This window comes from Pseudarthrobacter sp. RHLT3-21, assembly GCF_059383495.1.
Map to the genome: position 1 here is coordinate 19371 of NZ_JBWZCI010000021.1, position 25266 is coordinate 44636.

24 protein-coding genes are annotated in these 25266 nt (G+C 64.5%); 3 read left to right on the forward strand and 21 right to left on the reverse strand.

Annotated features, from left to right (window positions below):
* Positions 1-36: 36 nt before the first annotated feature.
* From AC50YA_RS17990 to AC50YA_RS18065, 16 genes are all read right to left on the reverse strand, one after another.
* The gene (locus AC50YA_RS17990; protein WP_494983592.1) at positions 37-2946 is read right to left on the reverse strand and encodes a DEAD/DEAH box helicase; all 2910 of its coding nucleotides are present in this window, start codon (positions 2944-2946) and stop codon (positions 37-39) included.
* A 24-nt stretch (positions 2947-2970) separates the two neighbouring features.
* Positions 2971-3765, reverse strand: coding sequence for a twin-arginine translocase subunit TatC (tatC, locus tag AC50YA_RS17995; RefSeq protein ID WP_494983593.1), 795 nt, complete (start codon positions 3763-3765; stop codon positions 2971-2973).
* Positions 3766-3813: 48 nt separating this feature from the next.
* Positions 3814-4089 carry a Sec-independent protein translocase subunit TatA gene (gene tatA / locus AC50YA_RS18000; RefSeq protein WP_494983594.1) on the reverse strand — a complete coding sequence of 92 codons (276 nt, stop codon included), beginning with the start codon at positions 4087-4089 and terminating at the stop codon, positions 3814-3816.
* A gap of 32 nt (positions 4090-4121) precedes the next feature.
* On the reverse strand, positions 4122-4475 hold the full coding sequence (locus tag AC50YA_RS18005; protein WP_494983595.1) for a hypothetical protein: 354 nt from the start codon (positions 4473-4475) through the stop codon (positions 4122-4124).
* A gap of 10 nt (positions 4476-4485) precedes the next feature.
* A complete protein-coding gene (locus tag AC50YA_RS18010) occupies positions 4486-6471 on the reverse strand; it encodes a helix-turn-helix transcriptional regulator (RefSeq protein ID WP_494983596.1) in 1986 nt (661 codons plus the stop codon).
* A 104-nt stretch (positions 6472-6575) separates the two neighbouring features.
* Positions 6576-6971: an FKBP-type peptidyl-prolyl cis-trans isomerase gene (locus tag AC50YA_RS18015; RefSeq protein WP_056340002.1), complete on the reverse strand. Its 396-nt coding sequence runs from the start codon at positions 6969-6971 to the stop codon at positions 6576-6578.
* Between the two features lie 41 nt (positions 6972-7012).
* Positions 7013-7954: an FKBP-type peptidyl-prolyl cis-trans isomerase gene (locus tag AC50YA_RS18020; protein ID WP_494983597.1), complete on the reverse strand. Its 942-nt coding sequence runs from the start codon at positions 7952-7954 to the stop codon at positions 7013-7015.
* 110 nt (positions 7955-8064) lie between these two features.
* Positions 8065-9429, reverse strand: coding sequence for a Pup--protein ligase (gene pafA, locus AC50YA_RS18025; RefSeq protein WP_494983598.1), 1365 nt, complete (start codon positions 9427-9429; stop codon positions 8065-8067).
* Position 9430: 1 nt separating this feature from the next.
* The gene (gene prcA, locus AC50YA_RS18030) at positions 9431-10162 is read right to left on the reverse strand and encodes a proteasome subunit alpha (RefSeq protein WP_494983599.1); all 732 of its coding nucleotides are present in this window, start codon (positions 10160-10162) and stop codon (positions 9431-9433) included.
* Between the two features lies 1 nt (position 10163).
* Positions 10164-10985, reverse strand: coding sequence for a proteasome subunit beta (gene prcB, locus AC50YA_RS18035; protein WP_494983600.1), 822 nt, complete (start codon positions 10983-10985; stop codon positions 10164-10166).
* 82 nt (positions 10986-11067) lie between these two features.
* Positions 11068-11271, reverse strand: a complete 204-nt coding sequence (locus tag AC50YA_RS18040) for a ubiquitin-like protein Pup (protein ID WP_056339984.1) — start codon at positions 11269-11271, stop codon at positions 11068-11070.
* Positions 11272-11356: 85 nt separating this feature from the next.
* Positions 11357-13030, reverse strand: a complete 1674-nt coding sequence (gene dop, locus AC50YA_RS18045; protein ID WP_494983601.1) for a depupylase/deamidase Dop — start codon at positions 13028-13030, stop codon at positions 11357-11359.
* The gene (gene arc, locus AC50YA_RS18050) at positions 13027-14778 is read right to left on the reverse strand and encodes a proteasome ATPase (RefSeq protein WP_494983602.1); all 1752 of its coding nucleotides are present in this window, start codon (positions 14776-14778) and stop codon (positions 13027-13029) included. The genes dop and arc overlap by 4 nt, the downstream gene beginning before the upstream one ends.
* Positions 14779-14861: 83 nt before the next feature.
* Positions 14862-15923 carry a tRNA (adenine-N1)-methyltransferase gene (locus AC50YA_RS18055; protein WP_160670965.1) on the reverse strand — a complete coding sequence of 354 codons (1062 nt, stop codon included), beginning with the start codon at positions 15921-15923 and terminating at the stop codon, positions 14862-14864.
* A gap of 113 nt (positions 15924-16036) precedes the next feature.
* Entirely contained in the window at positions 16037-17203 is a 1167-nt protein-coding gene (locus AC50YA_RS18060) for a site-2 protease family protein (RefSeq protein WP_494983603.1), read from the reverse strand.
* Entirely contained in the window at positions 17200-17889 is a 690-nt protein-coding gene (locus tag AC50YA_RS18065) for an HAD family hydrolase (RefSeq protein ID WP_494983644.1), read from the reverse strand. Before AC50YA_RS18065 ends, AC50YA_RS18060 begins: the two co-directional genes overlap by 4 nt.
* A 198-nt stretch (positions 17890-18087) precedes the next feature.
* On the opposite strand from AC50YA_RS18065, the gene AC50YA_RS18070 reads away from it, so the two are divergent.
* Positions 18088-18993, forward strand: a complete 906-nt coding sequence (locus AC50YA_RS18070; protein ID WP_160670956.1) for a PAC2 family protein — start codon at positions 18088-18090, stop codon at positions 18991-18993.
* Here AC50YA_RS18070 and mshC read toward each other — a convergent pair.
* Positions 18990-20267, reverse strand: a complete 1278-nt coding sequence (gene mshC / locus AC50YA_RS18075; protein ID WP_494983604.1) for a cysteine--1-D-myo-inosityl 2-amino-2-deoxy-alpha-D-glucopyranoside ligase — start codon at positions 20265-20267, stop codon at positions 18990-18992. The genes AC50YA_RS18070 and mshC overlap by 4 nt on opposite strands.
* Positions 20268-20282: 15 nt before the next feature.
* Positions 20283-21116: an undecaprenyl-diphosphate phosphatase gene (locus AC50YA_RS18080; protein ID WP_494983605.1), complete on the reverse strand. Its 834-nt coding sequence runs from the start codon at positions 21114-21116 to the stop codon at positions 20283-20285.
* A 50-nt stretch (positions 21117-21166) separates the two neighbouring features.
* Here AC50YA_RS18080 and AC50YA_RS18085 point away from each other — a divergent pair, with 50 nt between their 5' ends.
* Complete coding sequence (locus AC50YA_RS18085; RefSeq protein ID WP_494983606.1) at positions 21167-22102, forward strand: aldo/keto reductase; 936 nt, start codon at positions 21167-21169, stop codon at positions 22100-22102.
* A 57-nt stretch (positions 22103-22159) separates the two neighbouring features.
* Here AC50YA_RS18085 and AC50YA_RS18090 read toward each other — a convergent pair whose 3' ends face one another.
* Positions 22160-22426 carry a hypothetical protein gene (locus AC50YA_RS18090; RefSeq protein ID WP_494983607.1) on the reverse strand — a complete coding sequence of 89 codons (267 nt, stop codon included), beginning with the start codon at positions 22424-22426 and terminating at the stop codon, positions 22160-22162.
* A gap of 39 nt (positions 22427-22465) precedes the next feature.
* Here AC50YA_RS18090 and AC50YA_RS18095 point away from each other — a divergent pair, with 39 nt between their 5' ends.
* Positions 22466-22699, forward strand: a complete 234-nt coding sequence (locus AC50YA_RS18095) for a DUF5703 family protein (RefSeq protein ID WP_056339951.1) — start codon at positions 22466-22468, stop codon at positions 22697-22699.
* 29 nt (positions 22700-22728) lie between these two features.
* Here the strand turns inward: AC50YA_RS18095 and AC50YA_RS18100 are convergent, their stop codons facing one another.
* On the reverse strand, positions 22729-23889 hold the full coding sequence (locus tag AC50YA_RS18100; RefSeq protein WP_494983608.1) for an acyl-CoA dehydrogenase family protein: 1161 nt from the start codon (positions 23887-23889) through the stop codon (positions 22729-22731).
* 11 nt (positions 23890-23900) lie between these two features.
* Entirely contained in the window at positions 23901-25205 is a 1305-nt protein-coding gene (locus tag AC50YA_RS18105; protein WP_494983609.1) for a M20/M25/M40 family metallo-hydrolase, read from the reverse strand.
* Positions 25206-25266 lie beyond the last annotated feature (61 nt).

The window sequence follows — 25266 nt, forward strand, 5'->3', positions numbered from 1 at the left end:
AAGAAGGCAGGCTGCCGGCACACCAGTGCCGGTACGTCAGAGTACGGAAGAGTAGGCCACGACGCCGCGGCGGATAAGCGATATGGCTTCTGAGCAAAGCCTGGACACGCGCGGATCCAGGCCGGGAATTTTGGCGAGCTGGTCCAGGAGGTCGATGACCTGTTTGACCCAGCGGACGAAGTCGCCCGCCGCCAGGTCCGTGCCGTTAAGCACCTCCTGGAGGTGCCGTCCCTTGGCCCATTTGTACATGGGCCAGACGAGACCCAGCTCGGGTTCGCCAGTCAGCGGAAGTTTGTTGGCCTCTTCCACGTCCTCCAGGGCCGACCATTCCCGGATCACCACATCCACTGACGATTCAAGCGAGACGCTGGGCATCCGCGGGCGGAGGCCCCTGTCCTCGCGTTTGGCCTGGTAGACCAGGACGCTGGCCAAGGCTGCTACTTCGACGGCGTCCAGGTCGTTAAGTGCGCCCAGCCGCAATGCTTGCGAAATCAGCAGGTCTTTCTCGCCATAGATCCGGCGGAGCCGCTGGCCGTCTGCGCTGATCGCCAGGCGCCCGTCAGCCCCCGCTTCCAGGTAGCCGTAGGCGGAAAGGACATCGCAGACACGATCGAAGGTCTTGGCAATGGTGTTGGTCCTGCCCTGGATCTGCCGGACCAGGGCATCCGTCTCCCGGCGCAGCTTCCACCACCGCTCAGACCAGCGCGCGTGGTCTTCACGCTCGCTGCAGCCGTGGCAGGGGTGGGCCCGGAGCGCCCTGCGAAGCTCTGTGATGCGTTTCTCCTGATGGGGCAAAACGGATCCCAGACCAAAATCGGTGCTGCGCCCGGGGGCCGGCGGGCGGTTCTCGCGCAGCGCATTCCGGGCCGACGATGCGAGGTCGCGCCGGGACTTGGGGACCTTTGCATTGAACGACTTCGGAATCCGGATCCGCGTCAGGGGCGCGATGGGGCCTTCAAGATCCTCCGTGCCGATGCGCCTGAGCTGGTTGTCGAGTGTCAGGATGGCGGGCCGCGGCTCCCTGCCGCCGTGGTCCGAACTCAGCACAATCGCCGGCCCGGGCGCCCGCCCTCCCGGGACGTCCACCACATCGCCCGGCATCAGCCGCGCCAGCGAGTCTTCATTCAGGGACTTGTGGGCCCGGGACTTGCTGCGCGAGGTGACATTTTCGGCGTCGGACAGTTCACGGCGCAACCGGGCATACTCGGTGAATTCTCCGAGGTGGCAGGTCATGGATTTCGCGTATCCCGCGAGGGACTCTTCGCGGCTGCGCACCTGCTTCGCAAGACCAACAACGGACCGGTCCGCCTGGAACTGCGCGAAGGACGATTCAAGGATTTCCCGGGCACGGGCGCGGCCAAACTGCGCCAATAGGTTGATGCTCATGTTGTACGTCGGCCGGAAGCTTGAGTTCAGCGGATACGTACGCCGCGAGGCGAGGCCGGCAACGGCGGCAGGGTCCGTGCCGGGTTGCCAGAGGACAACGGCGTGGCCTTCGACGTCGATGCCACGGCGGCCGGCGCGGCCGGTCAGCTGCGTGTACTCCCCCGCGGTGATGTCCACATGGGCTTCGCCATTAAACTTTTCGAGCTTTTCCAGGACCACGGAGCGGGCAGGCATGTTGACGCCCAAGGCCAAGGTTTCGGTGGCGAACACAGCTTTGACCAAGCCCTCGACAAAAAGTTTCTCCACCACTTCCTTGAAGGTGGGCAGCATGCCGGCATGATGGGCCGCGAAACCACGGAGGAGGCCGTCCCGCCACGTCCAGAAGCCCAGGACGTCCAGGTCCTCCGACGGGATGTCCTGCCCGGCCTCGTCCACGCGCTGGGCAATGATCTGCTGCTCCTTCTCCGTGGTCATCCAGAGTCCGGACGAAACACACTGGGCAACGGCGGCGTCGCAGCCTGCCCGCGAGAAGATAAACGTGATGGCAGGCAGGAGGTCCTGCCGGTCCAGGCTCGCGATGACCTGCGGCCGGCTGGCCTTACGCACTACGCCGGGCTGGGCGCCCTGCCTGGGGCGGTCCTCTGTCCGTTGCCGGTGCTGCCGGCGCTGGCTTCGTCCGCCGTGGCCGAAGCGTCCGGCGAAACTTTGCTGGCCTTCGCTGCGGGCCATCTTGAGCAGGTCCGGATTGACCTCGAACCCTTGGCGGTCGGCGTCAGTGGCGGCCGCGGTGAGCCGCTCCTGGACCGGTATCGGGGCTCCGGTCTTCGCATCCGCAGGTGGCGCGATTTCGTCAAAGGTGGTTTCTCCGGCGAACAGGTCCACGATGTCCCGGCCCACCATAACGTGCTGCCACAGGGGAACCGGACGGTGCTCGGAGACGATGATGTCGGTGTCGCCGCGCACGGTATCGAGCCAGGCGCCGAATTCTTCTGCGTTTGAAACTGTGGCGCTGAGCGACGCTACCTGGACTTCGCTGGGGAGGTGGATGATGACTTCCTCCCAGACGGCACCGCGGAAGCGGTCCGCGAGGTAGTGGACTTCGTCCATGACCACAAAGCCGAGGTCATCCAGGGTGTCCGAGTCTGCGTAGAGCATGTTCCGGAGGACTTCCGTGGTCATGACCACCACGGGGGCGTCGCCGTTGATGCTGGTGTCTCCGGTCAGGAGGCCGACGTTTTCCGCCCCGTACTTTTCGGAAAGCTCCGTGAATTTCTGGTTGCTCAGTGCCTTGATCGGGGTGGTGTAGAAGGCCTTGAGGTTTCGTTCCAATGCGAGGTAGATGGCAAATTCGCCCACGATGGTCTTGCCGGCACCGGTGGGGGCAGCCACCAGCACGCCCTTGCCCTCCTGGAGGGAACGGCAGGCGAGGCGCTGGAATTCGTCAAGTTCAAAATCCAGGGTGCGGACAAACCCGCCGAGGTAGGTGCCCGCTTCGGCCGTGCGTTCCGCGCTGGCCCGGTAGCTTTCAGAGGGCGAGAGTGGCCCGGAAATGGAGGACATGCCTCAAGCCTAGTGCGCCGCGCGCTACAGGTTCTTCAGTTCGCTGCCGGGCGTCGCGATGTCGGCTGTCGCGTCCGTCTCAGCAGCCTGTTTGGCCACGCGCTTGTCACGGCGCTTGTCGTTGAAGATACAGAGCCCGATCGCCGCGAAGAAGAGAATCAGCAGCGGTGCAGCAAGCAGGAACATGGACAACGCGTCTGTGCCGGGGGCGGCCAGGGCGGCCAGGACAAAGACCAGGAAGACGATTATCCGCCACGCTTTGAGGATGGTCCGGCCCCTGACCACACCAGCCATGTTGATGCCGACCAGGATCACGGGGACCAGGAAAGAGATCCCGAGGATGAGCAACATCTGGGTGGCGAAGGTCAGGTAGTCGGTGGCCGAGATGTTGTTGGCGCCGGTGGCGGGCGTAAACTGCAGCAGCGCCCTGACCACGGTGGGAAATACAAGCCAGGCTACAAACACGCCGGCCAGGAACAGGGGCACAGCGGCCGCCATAAAGCCGAGCGTGTAGCCGCGTTCCTTCTTGGTCAGCCCCGGTGTGATAAATGCCCACACCTGGTAGATCCAGACAGGGCTGGAGATAACCAGCCCTATCTGGATGGCAATCTGAATCTTGAAGGCAAACGGATCGGCGATGGTCGCAAAGTTCAGGACCGCGGTGCGCCCCGTATCCCGGGCAATGGAAATCAGCGGGTCCGACAGGCTGGTCACTACTGGATCGTAAAGGAACCAGCCGCCCACGCCGGCAAGCAGCACAGCAATTGCCGATTTGATCAGCCGGTTCTTGAGCTCCTTGAGGTGGTCCCAAAGAGCCATCCGCCCCTCAGGGTTGGACTTACGGCCCCGCGTCAGTGCCACTTCGGGTTAAGCGCGGGTCGACGGCGGAACGTCAGTGCCGTCGGTCGGCTCACCGGGCTTCGCCGGTGGGTGGTTAACGATCTTGCCTTCCACCGGGCCGGAAGCCGTGTCGGTGGAGTCGGTTTTGCCGTCGTTCTTCATTTCCTTGACCTCGGACTTGATGATCCGCATCGACTGGCCAAGGCTGCGCGCCATGCCAGGGAGTCTGGGCGCGGCGAAAAGCAGCAGCGCAACGACGATGATAATGACAATTGGCCAAGGGCCTTCAAAGAGTCTTCCCACGGGAAATCCTTTCCTCTAACAACATCCTACGTCTAACTGAGATTGAGATCGCGAAGTGACTGGGGCTGGCCCCGGTCGCGCCTCCGCTGGATCCGCCTCTGGCGGCGGTCCTCCCGGCGGGATAACTTGGATGCGTCGTAATCATGACGCATCTGCGCCGGTGAGGCAAAAACAGCCGCACCGGGCTGAATCGATCCTGGCGGCTGTAAGCCGTCATCGACGATGGCCGCTGCCGGTGCCAAGTGTGCCACTTTGGTTCCGGCGGCGCCCAGGTCCTTCATCACCGTCATGAACTGGCGGTACAGCCGGATGCCCAGGAGGACATAAAAGAGCAGGGAGAGCGCAATAAGCGCAATCCAGATCAGAATCCAGGACCACCAAGGCATGCTGACGAGTCTAGCCGCCGTACCGGGCCAGGGCCGCCTCGATCCAGTCCAACGCCGCCGTCCCAAGCTCGGACGGTTCAAGGATCCGGGCGGACCCGCCGTGCTGGGCCACGAACATGGGCAGCCAGGCTGTGCTGCCGAACCGGATCTCGGCGATGAGGCCGCCCTCGGGAAGGGGTGCCACACGTTCGGCGTAGTAGTCGTCCGCCAGGCCCGCGCCCTGCCTGGTGAGCTGCACGAGGACCGTGGTGTCGTCGTCATTTGGGGTGAACAGCTTCGCCGGGAAGCCTTCCCCGGCCCGGACCTGCGTGGATGCGGGACTTCCGTTCGGGTGGACCTCCTGCACCCTGTCCAGCCTGAAGTTCCGCAGCCCCTGGGCCGAATGGCAGTAGGCCTCGAAGTACCAGGTGTTGTCCAGGGAATACAGGCGGAGCGGGTCAACGTCGCGTTCTGAGACCTGATCGCGCTGGGCGGAGAAGTAAACGAGCCGCAGTTGGGACCGCTCCGGGATGGCCTCACGGACAACGTCAAGGACGGCTGAGTCCGCGGGTCCCACCTCCGGACCGGCAAGGGAACCGGCCCGCAGCCCTTCTTCGCCGGCTGCTGCCATCAGCTTGAGGGTCACTGACTCCAATGCGCCGCCCTCGGCAAGTTCGGGAAGCCCGTTGAGCGTCTCAAGCCCGGTCAGCAGCGCACAGGCCTCGTCCACAGTAAACCGCACCGGCCTCTTGAGATCCAGGTCCTGAGTGATGTAAACGTGGCCCTCTTCCCAATGGATGTCCAGGAGGTCGTCGGGGTATCCACCGGGAAGTCCGGAGCAGATGAGGATCCGCAGGTCGCTTTCCAGCTCCCCGGGCGTGACACCAAAGCGTGCCGCGACGTCCTGGATGTGCAGGCCCTGGTTATGGACCAGGAACGGAACCAGTTGCAGCATGCGCTTGAGCTGGTCCTCAGAGGTGCGTTTGCGGACGGTCCGGCCCCGCGTTGCGTCGGGAAACAGATAGGCAGGGCTGGGAGCGGCGCAGAAGGCGGCCGCGTTGCGCAGCCGGTGGCGCACGGCTGCCACGAGCTCTTCGGGGGCATGTGCCACAGCGTCGGGGCCATAGGAGGCAAGCTCCTCGGCCAACACCTCAACGTCCCTGAAGTTGACCTCCAGCCGTTCGTAGCCGGCGTCGGGCGTTCCCGCACTCCCGGCGGGAACCGGCGTGGCGCGCCGGCGCAGGCCAAGGAGGCGGCCCTCCCGGACGTCCACGACGGCGGTCCGGAGCGGGAGTTCCGGAAGCCGGTCCAGTTCTGCGCGGACATTGAAGTTCGGCGGCGCCGAGTACGTTTCCTTCTCCAACACCGTGACGGGGCCCGTGAACCGGGAAAGCCTGAAGTGGCGCGGCGCCTTGCGCGAGCGGTCGTAGCCGGTCAGATACCACTGGGCAAAGCGGCTGCCGAGGCCCCACGGCTCCACCGTCCGTTGCTCTTCCTTGCCGGTGGTGCCTGCCAGGTAAGGGAAGCTGACGGGGTGCTGGGCGTGCATGGCTGCCACAACATCGTCAAAGGCCTGGCCCGCCGGCCGGATCCGCGGCTGCACGCCAACGGGAAGTTCGACGTCGGACAGGGTACCGGAGGCCTGGAGCTTGCGGAGGGCGTTGGCGGCGGCTGTTCCCAAGGCGGCACGCTCCCACAGCTGGGACGCCAGCAGGAGGACGGTCCACTCCCCCGGGCTGAGCTGCACATCGGGCAGCCGGTTCGATTCCTTGCCGATGCGGTAGCGGGTGGTGGCCGGGTCATCTTCGCTCCAGCCGTGGTCCGTCACGGTTTCCACATCGAAGCCGAACTGACGGAGATCATTCTTGTCCCGCTCAAACATCCTGCCAAAGGCCACGTCGTTGCCGGACGTGTCGTGGTAGACCTTCGCCCGCAACTCTGCACGGCGCAGGCCGTATTTGGTGTTCAGGAGGGCGATCAGGAGGTTCAGCAGGCGTTCAGTACGGGAGACGGACACGCTGGCTACGTTACTAAACTCCCCGCGGAAAGCAGAAAGCGCGGCAACAACAGGAAAACAGAACCCTGATTGTTACCGCGCCTTCCGGCCCTACAACGCTTCGGTCAGCGGACGCCCACGAGGTCCACCACGAAGATCAGCGCTTCGTTGGGGCCGATGGCTCCGCCGGCGCCGCGGGAGCCGTATGCCAGTTCGGAAGGAATCTCCAGGCGACGGCGGCCGCCCACCTTCATGCCCAGCAGGCCCTGGTCCCAGCCCTGGATGACCTGGCCCACGCCCACGCGGAAGTCCAGCGGGGCGCCGCGGCCCCAGGAAGCGTCGAACTCTTCGCCGGTGGACCAGGCCACGCCGACGTAGTGGGTGGAGACGGTGTCGCCCTTTTTGGCCTCGGCACCATCACCCTCAATGAGGTCGGTGATAACCAGCTCGGTGGGGACATCGCCTTGCGGGAAGTCAATTTCCGGCTTCTGGCGGTCGAAATCGCGCTGACCAAATGACATGGTTGCTCCTTTGTATATTTGGGGGGGTGATGTGTTGCTGTTTATTTGACGCCGAGGATGTCCACAACGAAGACAAGGTCACCCTTGGCTTCACCCTGGCCGGCATCACCGTACGCGAGGTCCTTGGGGACAACCAGGAGGACCCGGGAGCCCACAGTCTTGCCCGCCAGTCCCTGGGTCCAGCCCGGAATGACGCCGGTCAACGGGAAGCTGGCCGGCTCGCCGCGGTCAAAGCTTGAATCGAATTTGGTGCCGCCCACGAGGTTCACGCCCACATAATTGACGGTCAACGTGTCGGTTTCCTTAACCGCCGCGCCGGTGCCCTTGATCAGGTCCTGGGCTACCAGAGCGGTCGGGGCCGGGGCTCCGTCGATGGAGATCTCAGGGATGCCCTTGTCATTTTCCTTCACGGTCGGCAGGCCGGCCGGCGGGGTGACAGTCTCGCCTTCGGGCTTTTCGAGAGGAGCGACAGACGGCGGGACATCCTTGGTGGAGAGCACCTTGATCAGGAGAAGCTGCGTTGGCTGGGCGGCGGCGCCTTCGGCGGTTGCGGCCTGGCCGGGGATGGCCAGGGCAAGGCTCGAGCCGACCTTAGTGCCAACAAACGCGCTGTAGATGACCGGGCTTCCGGTCTTCAGTTCGTCGTTCAACTCCAGCGGTTCGGGCTCGCCGGGGAAGGTGTCCTCCAGCGTGGATCCGTCCGCACCGCTGAGCGCGAGGATGGAGATGTTTGCGACCTGGTTCTCTTTGACCCGGTCGCCGTCACCTTCGGTGACCACCTTGATGGTGGGTTCGGTGACCTCGAGGGGCTTGGAGAACTCGACACCGGGAGCTTTCTTGTCCCCGTTGTCCGTCAGTTTCAGGGAGTCGAACTTGGCAGTGTCACCGGCAGACTGGCTGGTGGGTTCCGGTGCTGCGGGCGAACCGCCACAAGCGGTAAGCAGCAGCAGGCCGGGGATCAGGATTGCTAGGAGTCGGCGCACGTAAGAGAACTTTCGTCGGGGCAGGGTGGACGCGGTGCCGGAATCAGGCGCTCGGCACCGCTTCAAGGCCAAGGAACGGCCCCATCAAGGATAGCCCGTGAACCTGAACGTCAGCCCATAGAGCCCAGAAGGGCATCCACCCGCTCATCCACGCTCCGGAAGGGATCCTTGCACAGGATGGTCTGGTGCGCGCGGTCGTTCAGTTTCAGGTGCACCCAGTCAACCGTGTAGTCCCTGCCCAGTTCCTGGGCCCGGCGGACGAAGTCGCCCCGCAGCTTGGCCCGGGTGGACTGAGGCGGCACGTCCACGGCGTCTTTGATCACGGTATCGTCCACAACCCGGCGAACCGCACCCCTGGACTGCAGGATGTAGTACAGCCCGCGGCTCCGAGAAATGTCATGGTACGTAAGATCCAACTGGGCAATCCTGGGTGCGTCCAGCCCCAGGCCGTGCCGCTGCCGGTAGTTGTCCATCAATTTTTTCTTGATGGCCCAGTCGATTTCCGTTTCGATGGTGCTGGTGTCACCGCTTTCGATCGCGTTCAGAGTCCGTTGCCACAGATCGAGGATGAACGGAACGTGGGGATTGTGGGCCCCATGTTCCTGGACAAAGGCCGTGACCTTGGTCAGGTACTCCTGCTGGATTTCCAGGGCCGTGAGCTGGCGGCCGTTGGCCAGGCGGACCAGGGCCCTTCCACTGAGGTCGTGGGAAATCTCACGGATGCTGCGGATGGGGTTTTCCATCCTCATGTCGCGCATGATCACCCCCGCCTCGATCATGCGCAGGATGAGGTCCACGGTTCCGACCTTGAGCAAGGCCGTGGTTTCGGACATGTTGGAGTCGCCCACAATGACATGGAGCCGGCGGAAGAACTCGGCGTCGGCGTGCGGTTCGTCGCGGGTGTTGATAATAGGCCGTGAGCGGGTGGTGGCAGAGGAAACGCCCTCCCAGATATGGTCTGCCCGCTGGGAAAACGCATACGTGGCCCCGTGCGGAGTCTTCAGGATCTTTCCTGCCCCGGCGATCAGCTGGCGGGTCACCAGGAAGGGGATCAGGATCTCCGCGAGCCGGGAGAATTCGCCGCGGCGCGGGATCAGGTAGTTTTCATGGCTGCCGTAGGAGTTGCCGGCCGAATCGGTGTTGTTCTTGAACAGGTAGACCGTGCCGTTGAAACCTTCCGCGGCCAGCCTTGCCTGGGCCTCGTCCACGAGGTCGTCCAGGATCAGCTCGCCAGCGCGGTCGTGCGCAATGAGCTGGGCCAGGTCATCGCATTCGGCCGTGGCGTACTCAGGGTGTGAGCCGACGTCGAGGTACAGCCGGGAACCGTTGGTCAGGAACACGTTGGATGACCGCCCCCAGCTGACCACCTTGCGGAACAGGTAGCGGGCCACCTCTTCCGGGGCCAATGGCCTCGAATCGGGGCTCGAATACGAGATTCCGAACTCGGTCTCGATACCGAAGATCCTCTTGTCCATCTCAGTTCTCCTCAGCAAGCAGCGCCGTTATATCAGCATCGTTGAGCCGCCGGAAGGCCCTGCGGAAACCCCTGGAGGTCTCCGACTGCCTGTCCAGGACGGCAACCTCCACTGCCTTTGCAGGAAGGGTTCCTCCCGCTTCGCCCTGGTCAGCGGCCTGGTCAGCGCCGCTGGACAGGCCGCTGGTAGCCAGCCGAACAGCGCCGGCGAACTGCAGTGACGGTCGCCAGCCCTCGGCGATGACCGCAGAGACACGATCCGCCTGGCCGCCCATCACAATGAAACCGTGCTCGTCAGCGATGGACCCGTCGAAGGTGAGCCGGTAGAGGTGGTCCATCTCCGGCGTGGGGCCAACTTCGGCGACCGCCAGTTCCACTTCAAAGGGTTTCTGTTCGGCGGTGAAAACGGCACCCAGGCTTTGCGCATAGACGCTGGCGAGCCCGCGCGCTGTGACGTCCTCGCGGTCGTAGGAGTAACCACGGACATCCGCGTACCGCACCCCGGCCTGGCGCAGGCTTTCGAATTCGTTGTACTTGCCGACGGCGGCAAAGGCGATCTTGTCGTAAATCTCGCCGATTTTGTGCAGTGAGGGGGAAGGGTTTTCAGCTACCAGGGCGATGCCGTCCTGGCAGCTGATGACCACCACGGACCTGCCGCGGGCGATGCCTTTCCGTGCGAAGTCCGCACGGTCCTTCATCAGTTGTTCAGGCGAGACATAGAACTGCTGCGTCATCTCAGGCCTCCCGCCGCTCGGCGGACCTGGCTTCGATAATCCTGCCCGCCACAGCGGCGAGCTCGGATTCGGGGATGCGCCGGGCGCCATCCCTGTTCACGGTGTACACCACCGGCCACAATTGGCGGACGGGATCCGGACCACCCGTGGCGGAGTCGTCGTCGGCCGCGTCGTAAAGGGACTCGACCGCCACGGAGACTGCCTCGGCTTCAGCGAGGTTGGGCCGCCAAAGCTTCTTCAGCGCGCCGCGGGCAAACACGGAACCGGAGCCGACGGTGTGGTGTTCGCGTTCCTCGTACCTGCCGCCGGTGACGTCGTAAGAGAAGAGTCGGCCCACGCCGGCGGTCGTATCGAAGCCCGCGAACAGCGGCACAACGGCGAGTCCCTGCAGGGCCATCGGCAGGTTCCCGCGGATCATGGCGCCCAGCCGGTTGGCTTTGCCGTCGAGGCTCAGCAGGGTGCCCTCGATCTTTTCATAGTGCTCCAGCTCCACCTGGAAGAGCCGCGTGAGGTCAATCGCGATGCCGGCGGTGCCGGCGATCCCCAGCACCGAATACCTGTCGGCCGGGAACACTTTTTCGATGTGCCGGCTGGCAATGACGTTGCCCATGGTGGCCCTCCGGTCACCGGCCATCAGGACTCCGCCGCCATAACTCATCGCCACGATCGTGGTGGCATGGGGCACCTGCAGCGGAGTAGCCGCCGCCGCTGCAGCAGGCATGGCACGGTTGTACGGAAGCAGGTCCGGCCGGTCGCGCTGCAGATGCTCGGTGAATGAGGATGTCGCGTTGCCGGCTACCTGGTTGGCGGTTGTTTCCTGCACTGATGCACTCCTTGTACGTGGTCCTTCAACGTCGGTACAGATTCCGGCCGGACGCGGCTTCCGCCACCCATCCGGATCCGGGTTACTGGCCGCCCTTTTGGACGAAGGCGCGGACGAACTCCTCGGCGTTGGACTCCAGGACGCCGTCGATTTCATCAAGGAGGTCATCGACGCCTTGAGTGGCAGCCGATGCCTGGGCCTCGGGGGCCGCCGGAGGTGCCTCCGGGATCTCGTCCTCGACCTGGCTGTCGTGTGATTGTGGCTTCTGTTGCTCCTGGCCTGCCATGGTGATCTCTCCTCTAAAAATCCTCGGATCCGGGTGGATCTGCTGATACGCCCATATTGCCACGCTGTCCGCCCGACGGCGCGGTTTACGCCGCAGGCGGAGCGGTGTTATGCCCCAAAAGTTCGGCGAGGAACGGGCCTGCCGTCCGGTGGCGGGCAAAGAGCCCTCCCGTGAGGGCCTTGGTACCGCGCAGGGGTTCCCGGGTTGGCACGCGCTGAAGCCGGCCGTAGCCCGGCACATCAAAGATGACCGAGTCCCAGCTGGCCCCCACCACGTCCTTGCCGAAGCTGCTGATGCACCGTCCGCGGAAGAAAGCCCGCGTGTCCGACGGCGGTTCGGTCATCGCTGCGGCGATTGCACCGTCGTCTACGATCCGCTGCATGCGGCTCCGTGCCAGGAAACGGTAGTACAGTCCCTTCTCCGGCCTGATGTCTGCCCACTGGAGGTCCACAAGGCCGAGCCTTGCGTCACCCCAGGCAAGGTTGTCGCGGTTCCGGTAACCCTCGAGGAGGGAGAGTTTGGCCAGCCATTCCACGGAGGTGGCCGCCGCGTTCCTGTCGGAATCGAGCTGGGTCAACGTGGCAGCCCAGCGCTCCAGCACATCGTGCGTATGGCCGTCCCCGTCCACGGCATCGGAAACGCCGGTGTCCTGTGCCAGTTTTGCTGCCGCCTCGTGGTAAATCCATTGCAGGTCCAGGGCCGTCACGCGGCGCCCGTCCAGCAGCCTGAGTTTGGCTGTCAGCGACGTATCGTGGCTGACTGTCTGGAGGGCTGCGACGGGTTCGTGGACCTCCACCTTGGGCGCCAGCCCGGCTTCGATCAGGCTCAGGACCATGGCCGTGGTGCCGAACTTGAGGTAGTTCGAGGATTGGCTCAGGTTGGCGTCACCGATGATCACATGCAGGCGCCGGTATTTGTCGGCGGTGGCGTGCGGCTCATCCCGGGTGTTGATGATGGGACGCCGGATGGTGGTTTCCAGGCCCACCTCGGCCTCGAAGAAATCTGCCCGCTGGCTGATCTGGTACCCGGGCGTGGAGCTGTCCTGCCCCAAGCCCACCCGCCCGGCGCCGCACATGATCTGGCGCGTGACGAAGAACGGTGTCAGCCCCCGCACGATGTCCCCGAAGGGCACCGAGCGCGGCATGAGGTAGTTCTCATGGGAGCCGTAGGAGACGGACTTGTTGTCCGTGTTGTTTTTGTACAGGTTGACCGGGGGCAGCTCAGGATCCGCGGCCAGGCGACGAACGGCCGCCAGCGCTACGAGGTCCCCGGCCGCATCCCAGATCACCGCATCGCGCGGGTTGGTCACCTCGGCACTGGAATACTCCGGATGGGCATGATCCACGTACAGACGGGCTCCGTTGCCCAACACCATATTCATCAGGAGGCTGCCGGACTCGTCCTCGCCGTCCAGTTCCAATTCCTCGCGGCCGTAGGCAAGCGCCACCGCTTCCGCGTCCAGTACCGGCGGCTGGTCTGTCAGCTGGCTGGGGTGGGCCGAGGCCCGTTCCAGGGTCCAGCCGCGGGCATCGTGAAGGGGCTCCTCGTCCGTGTAATCCCAGCGGGTCTCCGCCCCTCCGGCTGCCCTTTGCCGCGTGACCTGCGCATAAGCCTGGACAACGCGGGCGGACATCATGGTGGCGTTCGCTCCGGGCGCGGACGGGGCGTGGATGCCGTATTCCGTTTCCGCCCCCATGACGCGCATGGCCCCGCCGGCCGGGAGCCCTCCCCCGCCGGCGCGTTCCGGGGCTGCCGTCACAGGTATTGTCCCGTGTTCGGCATCGTCTCGATGGACTTGCCGGGCTCCTGGCCCGCCTTACCCTGCACGATGGTGCGGATGTAGGTGATCCGCTCCCCCTTCTTGCCTGAGATCCTGGCCCAGTCGTCCGGGTTGGTGGTGTTCGGCATGTCCTCGTGCTCGCGGAATTCATCCACCACGGCACGCAGCAGGTGCTCGATCCGAAGACCCTTCTGGTGCAGTGTCAGGAGATCCTTAATGGCGTACTTCTTGGCCCGGTCCACAACGTTCTGGACAACGGCGCCTGAATTGAAGTCCTTGAAGTAGAGCATCTCCGTATCGCCGTTGGCGTAGGTGACCTCCAGGTATTCGTTGGATTTCTCCGTGGAGTACATGGCTTCGACCGTGCGCTGGACCATGGCGTCCACCGTCGCCTGGACGTCGCCGCTGTGTTCGGCGAGGTCGGACTCGTGGAACGGCAGGTCCGTGGTGATGTATTTGTTGAAGATGTCCGCAGCGGCCTCGGCATCGGGGCGCTGGATCTTCACTTTCACGTCCAGGCGGCCGGGACGGAGGATGGCGGGGTCGATCATGTCCTCGCGGTTGGACGCGCCGATCACAATGACGTTGTCCAGCCGCTCCACGCCGTCGATCTCACTCAGCAGTTGCGGGACGATGGTGGTCTCGACGTCGGAGGAGATCCCGGTTCCGCGCGTACGGAACAGTGAGTCCATTTCATCAAAGAAAACCACCACGGGGCTGCCGTCGGAGGCCTTCTCACGGGCCCGGGCGAAGATCAGGCGGATGTGGCGCTCCGTCTCGCCTACGTACTTGTCCAGCAGCTCCGGACCCTTGATGTTGAGGAAATAGCTCTTCAGGTCCACATTGCCGGACCGTTCCGCTGCGCGGGCGGCGAGGGAGTTGGCAACAGCCTTCGCGATCAGGGTCTTTCCACACCCTGGCGGGCCATAGAGGAGAATGCCCTTCGGGGCTTTCAGTCCATGCTCGCGGTAGAGGTCCGGGTGCAGGAACGGCAGTTCCACAGCGTCCCGGATCTGCTCGATCTGCGGACCGAGGCCGCCGATGTCCTCGTAGGTGATGTCGGGGACTTCTTCGAGGACCAGGTTCTCCACTTCGGAGCGGGGCACCTTTTCGAGGGCGTAACCGGTACGCGAGTCGATGGACAGGGCATCCCCCACCCTGAGCTTCTCGGCGAGCAGGGCTCCGGAGAGCCTGATGACACGCTCCTCGTCGGCCCGCCCCACCACCAATGCGCGGTCCGTTCCGAGCATTTCCTTAAGGGTTGCGAGTTCACCAGCGCGTTCATAGCCGAGGCCGGCAACAATAAGCAGAGCCTCGTTGAGGAGGACCTCCTGGCCCACCGCCAGCTGGTTGATGTTGACCAGGGGGCTGATGCCCACCCGCATCTTCCGGCCGGCGTTGAAAATATCCGCTGATTCCTCCGTGGCAGCCTGGCCGCTGCTGCCCGGTGACGGCAGCCGCCTGGGATTGAGCTGCAGGACGGTGCCGAAGCTGTACGGGGGCTGCCCCTCCTGGTCCAGGGCATTCTTCAGCCGCAGGATCTCGGCCTTGGCCGCTTCCAGCATGCTGACCAGCTTCGCGTTGTTCTGCGTTGCGGCTGCCAGCTGGCGGTCAATGTGCCTGAGTTTGTCGCGGAGGACATTGGCCTGCCGGTCCGCAGCCGACAGTTCGTTGGCGGCGGACTGCTCCGCCGGTATACGTCCGGAGTCCTGGTTCGGCATCTCCATGGTGCATCAGCCCCTTCCTGCTCTTCTTCTTAAGACCTTAGCCCCAAGTTGGCAGGTACTGCTGGAGACTCCCGAAATGTGGACTAGTTCGTAATCTCCGGTTCGTCCTTGACGTTGGTGCCGGCAATGGCATCGCGCGCGGCGCGGCGGAGCTTCTTGTCGGAAACCAGGCGTTCGCCGACGGCACCGGGCGTCCAGGCGTTGACGTCTTCTTCGTTGAAGCCGGTCTTCGAGGGACGGCGCTTGACGGAGATGCCGGTGACGCCGTCGGCAAGGCGGCGGGTGACCAGCAGGAAGCCGGTGTGGGCAACCATACGGTGGTCCGGGCGGACGGCGAGGCCCTCAAGGTGCCAGCCGCGGACCATGGACTCCCAGGCGTCGGGTTCGGTGAAGCGCCCGTCAGCCCTGATGGCCTCCGCGGTCCGGGACAGCTGGGTAACCGTGGCCACGTAGTTGATCCAGACGCCGCCGGGTGCGAGGACGGTGGCAACGGCGTCGAGGCATTCCCAGGGTGCCAGCATGTCCAGCACTACACGGTCCACGGACCCCGGCGCCTCGGTGCGGACTACTTCCTCCTGGAAGTCACCGAGGGAAATCTTCCACGCCGGGTGCGGGCCGCCAAAGATGGTTTCCACGTTCCCCCGGGCAATGTCCGCAAATTCCTCACGGCGTTCGAAGGAGTGCAGGTAGCCGTTGTCGCCAACGGCCCGGAGCAGCGAGATGGACAGCGCTCCCGAGCCAACGCCAGCTTCAACAACCCTTGCGCCGGGGAAAATATCGGCCATGGTGACGATCTGGCCGGCGTCCTTCGGGTAGACCACTGCGGCGCCACGCGGCATGGAGAGGACAAAATCCGAGAGGAGCGGGCGCAGCGTCTGGTACTGCTGGCCGACGTTGTTCACAACCACTGAGCCATCAGCTTTTCCGATGATCTCGTCGTGGTTCAGGAAGCCGCGGTGCGTGTGGAAGGCTCCGCCGCTTTCAAGGGAGATGGTGTTCATGCGGCCGCGCTCGTCGGTTAGCTGGACCCGTTCCCCTTCACGGAACGGTCCGCGGCGCCGGGCAGCTCCCACCGGCTGGGTGCCATTGGCGGCAACACCGGTGGTGGATGGTGCTGCGGCTTCGGCGACAGATTCACTGCTCATGGATTTTCCTCGCTCCTGTAAAACTGTGGGGCCACGCATCGAAATAGGTCCGCCCGGTGCGGCGCAGGCCTCCGGGCGGCCACGCGGCGGCAATGCACGGCCGGCACGTAACTCTACCGGCTTTGACCCTGCGGATGCCTATTTGACCGGTCAGCCTTGCCGGTGATGGCGGCCACTACCGTGTTCTGCGCCAAAAGGCCGGTGACCGCTCCATGATGGTCCACCACTGCATATTCGTGACCCTCAAGCTGGGAAAGGTACTGGATCAGCTCCTGCCCCTGGGACGACTCCGGCACGTATGCCCCCGCGGCGAGGGCATAGGACACTGCCGTGGCAGGCGTGGAGCCGGCCGCGTCGTCAGGAACCGCGGCGAGGGCACCGGAGTCCACAACACCCTGCGGGCGTCCGTCCGGCCCGCAGACCACCACGGCCCGTGAGCCGTCCGGTGACAGCCTGCGGATGTCTGCCACCATGGCGGTGGCTGGAATTCCGACGGCGGGAGCCGCCAGGGCAGCGGCGCTGACGAGGTGCATCCTTCCGCGCAGTGTGCCCTGCTGGATTGACGCGCTGGCACCCATCCAGAGGAAACCGCCGACGAGGATGGTGATCATCAGGAGGCTGAAATCAGGTGTCTCACCGGCCAGCAGCGGCCGGGCAATGAACCAGAAGCCCAGCGCCACCACGATGACACGGCCGGCCCAGCCGGCAGCGACGGTGCCTTTGGCCTGGCTCCCGGTTGCTTTCCACACGGCCGATTCCACGATCCTGCCGCCGTCCAGCGGAAGTCCGGGCAGGACATTGAAGATGCCGATGACGAAGTTGGCCCACATAAAGATGTTCGTGAGGATCCCGGCCACGGTGCCCATGCTGGTGGTGGAGATTACCACCCAGGCACCGCCGGCGAGGACCAGGTTGGCCGCCGGGCCTGCCAGGGCCACGATGACCGAACGTGCCGGCGTCGCCGTGAAATTCTCGAACTGGGTGTGGCCGCCCCAGAGGTTCAACACGATCTTCTGCGTGGGCCAGCCGTAGATCTTGGCCGTGAGGGCGTGCGCCAGTTCGTGGACCAGGACGGAGATCAGGAGCAGTAAGGCGTACGCAAATGCCATGTAGTACGCGGAGACGCCCAGTGCCGGATTCTGCTCCAGCAGCAGGGGCCCGTAGACAATGACGGTAAAGGCGGCAATCACAAACCACGAGTACGCCAGAATGACCGGGATTCCGGCGATCCGGCCGAGCGGGATTCCTTCCCGGCGGGCGGGGGCCGGCGCAGAACTCATGACGGACTCCCGGGTACGAGTGCGGCCGGTCCTGCCGCCGTGGCGGCCAGGCTGCCCGCCGCAATGGCCTCCAGCTCAGCAACGGTGCGGCCGGCCAGGGATTCCCAGATGGTGTGCCTGGGATCTTCAGGGATCGGGACAATGTGTGGAATGGCCACAGTGGCGACGCCGGATGCAACAGCGGCAGCCACTCCGGGTGCTGAATCCTCCAGTGCGACGCAGTGGTCCACGGTCAGCTCCGGGTCCGCCTCCTGAAGCAGCTCCACTGCCGTCAGGTACGCTTCCGGATGCGGCTTTCCTTGGGTGACGGTGTCCCCGGTGACCAGGAATTCGAAGTATGGCTTGGGCAGGCTTTCCACAATTTCGCGGGCCAACGGCTCCTCTGACATGGTCACCAGCGCACACCGCACACCGGCGCGGTGCAGGTCATCCAGGAGTTCCCTCGCCCCGGGACGCCAGGGAACAGCGCGCCGGACGCTCCTGATGACCTCAGCTGTCAGGGTGTCGATGATCTCCCGGCGCTCCAGCCGGACGCCGGACGCTTGCAGGATTCCGGCCGAATATGTCAGTGACTGTCCCACGAGCTGCATGGCCTGCCCGTGGGACCAGGTGCCGCCGTGGGCTTCCACCAGGGCGTGCTCCGCGGCAATCCAATAGCGTTCCGTGTCCACAATGGTGCCGTCCATATCCCAAAGAACGGCTCTGAGCGGGGAAACGGGGGGTGAGGATTGCATGGTTTCAGTCTACGGGGCGCACCTGAACGCAGGCCGTGGGATACGCCCTCGGCGAATATCAGCATTGCCTTCGGGCGCCCGCGTGCCCCGGCGCACTTTTTGGCCCTTCATGCAATGCGTCCCGTCGGTTCTTGGACGTAGGGTGATGGGATGAATAGCTTCGACGGAGACACCACGGAACCGGGTGCCGCACCTGAACCGGAGCAGTTCCTGCTGCCAGTGGCGGACGGGGAGCGCATCACTGTGATGCTGGCCGCATTCGAAGGCTGGAACGATGCCGGCGAAGCCGCAAGTGACTCGTTGCGCTATCTGAACAGGGTCTGGGGCGGTAAGAAGGTCGCGTCCATTGACGCCGACGAATACTACGATTTCCAGTTCACCCGTCCCACGGTCCGCAGGAACGCCTCGGGGGAACGCAAGATCAAGTGGCCATCCACGCGGATCTACAAGGCCAGTGCGCCGGATTCGAATGTGGACGTCATCTTCGTCCAGGGCATTGAGCCGTCCTACAAGTGGCGGGCCTATACGGCGGAGCTGCTGGTCCACGCAGAAGCGCTGAAGGTGGACTATGTGGTCCTGGTGGGGGCACTTCTTGCAGACGTTCCGCACAGCAGGCCGATTCCGGTCAGCACATCCTCGGACGACGCCGTGTTGCGGGAGCGCCTCAACCTTGAAGCCTCCCAGTATGAAGGTCCCGTCGGCATTGTGGGTGTCCTGTCCGAAGTGTCCCTCCTGGCAGGCCTTCCCACGGTGTCCCTCTGGGCCGCAGTCCCGCATTACGTGGCCCAGGCCCCGTCACCCAAGGCGCAGCTGGCTCTGTTGCACCGCGTGGAGGAGCTGATCCAGGTCCCGCTGGACACCCACGAACTGGCCGAAGAGGCCGCCGCGTGGGAGCGCGGCGTCGATGAGCTGGCTACCGAGGACCCGGAGATCGCCGCGTACGTCCGGCAGCTGGAAGAGGCAAAGGACACTGCCGACCTCCCGGAGGCGAGCGGGGAGTCCATCGCACGGGAGTTTGAGCGCTACCTCAAGCGTCGCGGCCGGGACAAACCCTAAAGCACGACGCCGAGCAAGGCGTCCACCGCGTCACTGACCAGCGCCTGATCATGCTGGCTGCCCGCTGCCGCGGCGGCGTCTGCCGAGGCGGCCCAGCGGTCAACAGCGTCCACGGCGGCCGGCGCGTTCAGGTCAGCTGCCAGGGCGGCCCGCATTTCCGCGATCAGGCCGGACGCCGATCCTTCCGGCGCGGTGGCGAGTGCGCGGCGCCACGCAGCCAGCCGGTCCTTTGCCGCAGCAAACCCTTCCGCGGTCCAGGACCAGTCTGAACGGTAATGGTGGGCCAGGATGGCCAGGCGGATGGCGGCCGGATCCTCTCCCGCGGCCCGAAGTTTCGACACCAGGACCAGGTTGCCCTTGGACTTGCTCATCTTTTCGCCGTCCAGCCCCACCATGCCGGCGTGGGCATAGTGATGCGCCAGCGGCACCTCGGTGAGGGAATAAGCGTGACCGGCGCCCATCTCGTGGTGGGGGAAGATGAGGTCCGAGCCGCCGCCCTGGACAGTGAAGGGAGCCGGCAGGTACCGCTGGGCGATGACCGTGCACTCGATGTGCCAGCCCGGCCTGCCCTGGCCCAGTTCGCCGCCCGGCCAGCTGGGCTCACCGTCGCGGGCAACCCGCCAGAGCAGGGGGTCCAGCGCCTGCCGCTTGCCGGCCCGGCCGGGGTCGCCGCCGCGTTCGGCGAACAGTTCAAGCATTTCGGCTTCACCGAGGCGGGAGATGGAGCCCAGCGTCCAGGCGTCAGGGGCAACCGTCCGCTTACCGGCAGCTTCGACGTCGTAGTAGACGTCGCCGTCGGGCTCCCCTGCAGTACCAGGCACGCGGTAGGCCAGCCCCAGGCGGACCAGCCGTTCGATGGCAGGAACAATGATGTCAACTGACTCGACGGCACCCACATAGTGGTCCGGCGCCAGGACGTTCAGCGCCTCCATGTCGGTCTGGAAGAGTTCAATCTGGCTCGCAGCGAGGTCCCGCCAGTCCACGCCGGTGGCAGTCGCGCGCTCCAGCAGGGGGTCGTCGACGTCGGTGACGTTCTGGACGTAGGAAACCTCCTGGCCGGCGTCACGCCAGGCCCTGTTCAGGAGGTCAAACGCCACGTAGCTGGCCGCATGGCCCATGTGGGTCGCGTCATAGGGGGTAATCCCGCAGACGTACATGGACTGCTCGCCCCCGGCCCGGAGCATGACTTCACTGCCCTTTGCGGTGTCGAACAGGCGGATGTCAGGCATGGCGCCAGGCAGCACAGGGACAGGGCGGGAGATCCAGGATTTCACAGCCTAAGCCTACGGCTAGGCATCGATGACATTGAAACCGAGCAAAAGGTACAGGGCCAGGCCCAGGAAGATCCGATACCAGACGAAGAGCCGGTAGCTTCGGGTGGAAATGAACTTGAGGAACCATCCGATGATCACGTAACCCACCACAAGGGCGATGACGGTGGCCAGCGCCGTCTCCGGAAGGCCGTAAGGGCCGGTGATGCCGTCCTTGGAGACCACTTTGTACAGCTGGTAAAGGCCGCTGCCGAACACCGCCGGGATAGCCAGGAGGAACGAATACCGGGCGGCGGCTTCGCGTGTGTAGCCCATCAGGAGACCCGCGGTGATGGTGCCGCCGGATCGCGACACTCCGGGAATAAGAGCCAGCGCCTGGGCGAAGCCGTACAAAATACCGTGCTTGTAGGTGAGCTGGGTGAGGTCCCGGTCCTGCTTTCCGACGGTGTCGGCCACGGCCAGAAAGAGCCCAAAGACGATCAGCATGGTGGCTACGAGCCACAGGCTCCTCAGCACCGACTCAATCTGGTCCTGGAACAGCAGGCCCAGCACGATGATGGGGAGGCTGCCCAGGATCACCAGCCAGCCCATGCGGGCATCCGGGTCCTGCCGGGAGACCTTCCCCGTAAGCGATCCCGCCCACGCCCTGACAATCCGCACTATGTCGCGCCAGAAGTAGATCACCACCGCCGTTTCGGTACCAAGCTGCGTGATGGCAGTAAACGCCGCCCCTGGATCGGATGCGTTGGGCAGGAACTGCCCCACAATCCGCAGGTGCGCGCTTGATGAAATCGGTAGAAATTCGGTCAGTCCCTGCACAAGGCCCAGCAGGGCCGCCTCAAACCAGTTCACGCTAAGACCCTACGTCATGGACCCTGGTGATTCCCCGTAAGCTTGCAGCTATGCAGCAGCGTTACGTCGGCAACAGTGGATTGCGAATCTCCGCCCTTTCCCTCGGCACCATGTCCTGGTCCGGAGATACCGACGAACAGGACGCCTCGGAGATATTGCGGACGTTTATCGATAGTGGCGGAAAACTCATAGATACCGCGGCGTCATACGCCGACGGCCGCGCAGAGGCGATGATCGGGTCCCTCTTGGGCGACGTTGTCTCCCGCACTGAAGTCTGCATTTCCACCAAAGCGGGGATGTCGACGTCGGATGGCCGGCGCACCGTGGACACGTCCCGCAATGCGATGCTCTCCGGCCTGGACGCCAGCCTGGCGAGGCTGGGCACTGACTACGTGGATATCTGGTTTGCCCAGGCATGGGACGGCAACGTCCCGCTGGAGGAGACACTGTCCGCGCTTGAATTTGCACTCCGGAGCGGCCGTGCCCGCTATGCGGGCATCTCCAACTTCAACGGCTGGCAGAGCGCCAAAGCAGCGGCAGTGGCCGGGTTTCCGCTCGTAGCCGCGCAGGCTGAATATTCACTGGTGCAGCGTAAGGCGGAAGTGGAACTGGTTCCTGCCGTCGAGGATGCCGGCCTGGGGCTGATGGCCTGGGCGCCGCTGGGACGCGGCGTCCTGACCGGCAAGTACCGCGGCGCCATTCCCGCCGATTCCCGGGCGGCGGGCACAGACTCAGCACCCTACGTGGAGCCGTACCTGGGGGCGCAGCCGTCCAGCGTTGTGGAAGCCGTGGCGATGGCTGCCAAGGGCCTGGGCCGGACACCGCTGGATGTGTCGCTGAGCTGGCTGTTGTCCCAGCATGGCGTGGCCACTGCCATCATCGGGCCAAGGACTCCGGTGCAGGCCAAAGAAATCATGGCCGCCCAACTGACCCGGTTGCCGCCCGAAATTGCCCGCGCGCTCGAGGATGTTTCCATGCCCGGCTGACACGCCGTTCAGGGCCGCCGGGTTATGGCGTTGCCCGGCGTTGGCGGCGTGCTGCTCTCAGTCCTTAAGGATCTCCAGGTCCTCGTCATCGTCGATGCCGGCTTCATCGTCCTCATCTTCTTCATCATCGAAGACCTGAAGGGGCGTAACTTCGCTGTAAGCCTCGTAGAGTGCGTCTTCATAAACCTCGAACGCGTCCGCGACCGCAAAAAAAGACGCTTCGACCGCGGGATCGCCATCGCCACGCCGGTTGGATGCTGCTATAAGGTGTTCTTCCAAAGCGGTTGTCAAGGACTGAAGCGCGACACGCGGATCGATGCTCATGACTTCACGTTAGCCGGAAAAGGACGAAAATGGAGAGCAATGAAGGAACATTTTCTCACCAGCTCGGTCCAACGGGAACGGGACATTCTGAGGCAGTACGAGTACCTCGTTCTGACGGTCAGCCCTGACGATTCACTGCCTGACGCCAGGCGCCGGCTTGTGGAGCACTCCGAGTATGGCAAGTGGGAGCTGGAACGCAGCAAGCTTTATTTAGGCGGCGGCAGGCGCTTCTGGCTCCGCCGCCGGGTGATGCAGGTCCAGCGGACCGTGTAGGGATTCACCGGCCACCGGCGGGCGCCCGCTCAGGTCTCCAACGGACCCAGCCAGGCGTTCGCCACGGTGTTGTGGGCCGACTCATCGTCCGACGGGTGGAACATCCCCGCCAGCACGTCCCGGTACAGGCGTTCAAGTTCGGACCCACGAAAGTAGCTGGAGCCGCCACTCACCCTGATGGCCAGGTCCACAACACGACGGGCCGTTTCTGTTGCGTTGACCTTCAGCCCCACAAGTTTGGGGAACCACTGCGGTCCGTGTTCAATGAGCGCATCAACATCGCGGGTTACGGCCAGCAGTTGGGGGTAGAGGTTATCCATGGCCATGGCGGCCTCCGCGATCTTCCAGCGTATGTCCGGATCCTGCGCATAACTTCGGCCGGCATTCTTGAACGACGTCCGGCGCTTGACAGCCTCAACACCCAGGTTCAGGGCACGCTCGCCGATGCCGGTGTACACGGCTGCCAGCAACGACTCGAAGCAGGCGAAGATCGCGAAAATGAGCGGATCGGCGTTTGGTTGCACCGGGAGTTTGCGGAAGATCCGGTCCGGGCGGACCTCGACGCCGTCCAGGACGGTGGTGTTTGACTGGCTGGCCCGCATGCCCAGGGTGTTCCAGTCATCCAGGACGGAGTAGCCGGCTGCGCCGCGCTCGATGAATCCGTGCACCAGCTCGCCTTCGCCTCCCCTGGCGAGGGCGTCCTTGCCGAAGATGCCCAGCCGGGTCCAGGCAGGCGAAAGGCTGGTGAAGATCTTAGTACCGGTGAAGCTGTACCCGCCGCCCGGCAAGGGGGCGGCTGCCGTTTTTGAATCAAAGAGGACCGAATCGTTGCCTGCTTCGGAATTGCCGAAGGCAAAGATCTCGCCGCTGGCAGTCTCCTGCAGGACGAAGTCAAGGGAATGCTCACCCCTTGCGGCCAGGACGTGGGCGACGCCGGTCCAGACCAGATGCATGTTGATGGCCAAGGCGGTGGCCGGGGCCGCCGTTGCCAGCCGCCGCTGGCACTGCGCTGCGGCCTCGAGCCCAAGCCCCAGGCCGCCGTCGGACGCCGGCACAAAGAGCTTGAGGTAGCCGGCGGCGGTCAGCTCCTCGAGGTCCTCAAAGAAGAAGGTGTTGTCCCGGTCATAGCCCGCAGCACGGCCGCGGATGGCCTCGAGCAAGGGCTCCGGCAGGACTTCCTCGGGAGTCATGTGCAGGCCGCTCAGTAGTTCGTGAGGAGCGTGTTGAGCACCCGGGCGCCGAACTTCAGCGAGTCCACCGGGACCCGCTCGTCCACGCCGTGGAACATCCCGGTGAAATCGAGGTCGTCGGGGAGCTGGAGGGGAGCGAAGCCGTAGCCGGTGATACCAAGCCGGCTCAACGATTTGTTGTCCGTGCCGCCGGAGAGCGTATAGGGAAGTACTTTCGCCCCCGGGTCCTCGGTGTGCAAGGCGTCAATCATGGAATCCACCAGGTTTCCGGCGAAGGGGACCTCGAGCGAGACGTCGTTGTGCACGTAGCTGACCTCGACGCCTGAACCGGCAAGCTCCCGCACCACCTCCAGCACGTGGTCCTGCTGGCCCGGGAGCGTCCGGCAGTCCACCAGGGCCTCAGCCGATTCCGGGATGACGTTGTGCTTGTAGCCGCCCTTCAGCAGCGTGGGGTTGGTGGTGTTCTGCAGGGTTGCCCCCACAAAGCGCGCCACCGTGCCGAGCTGGTCCAGCAGGCGGTCCGGATTGTCCGGATCGAATTCCACCCCTGTGAGTTCGGTCACGCCGTCCAGGAACTGCCGCGTGGTGGGCGTCAGCTCAATCGGCCACTTGTACTCGCCAATCCGGGTGACCGCGGCAGCCAGCCGGGTGACGGCGTTGTCCGTGTTGATCTGGGAACCGTGGCCTGCCCGGCCGTGCGCGACCAGGCGGAGCCAGGAGATGCCCTTCTCGGCCGTTTGGAGGAGGTACGTGCGCTGCCCTCCGATGGTTGCCGAGAAGCCGCCTACTTCCGAGATGGCTTCCGTTGCGCCTTCGAAGAGCTCGGGACGCTTGTCGACGGCGTAGCGGGCACCGTACTCACCGCCGGCTTCCTCGTCGGCGAAGAAGGCAAAGATAATGTCGCGTTTGGGCTTCCGCCCGGATTTGGCCAGATCCCGCATCACGGCAAGGATCATGGCGTCCATGTCCTTCATGTCCACGGCTCCGCGGCCCCAGATGAGTCCGTCCTTGAGTTCGGCGCCAAAGGGATCCACCGACCACTGTTCGCGCAGGGCGGGAACAACATCAAGGTGCCCGTGCACCACCAAGGCGCTGGCGGACGGATCTTCACCGGTCATCCGGGTGACAACGCTTGCCCGGCCGGGCACCGACTCGAAGATCTCGGCAGAGAGGCCCACTTCCTCGATCAGCCCGGCCGTGTATTCGGCGGCCACCCGCTCCCCCGGCCCGGAACCGTCACCGTAGTTCGAGGTATCTATCCGGATGAGTTCCTGGCAGATCCGGACAACTTCATCCTCGGCACGGATGTTAGACATAGAAACTCCTTGGGCAGTGGGAAGGCTGCAAACAACCTGCGTTCTCGTGTGCCTTCAGCCT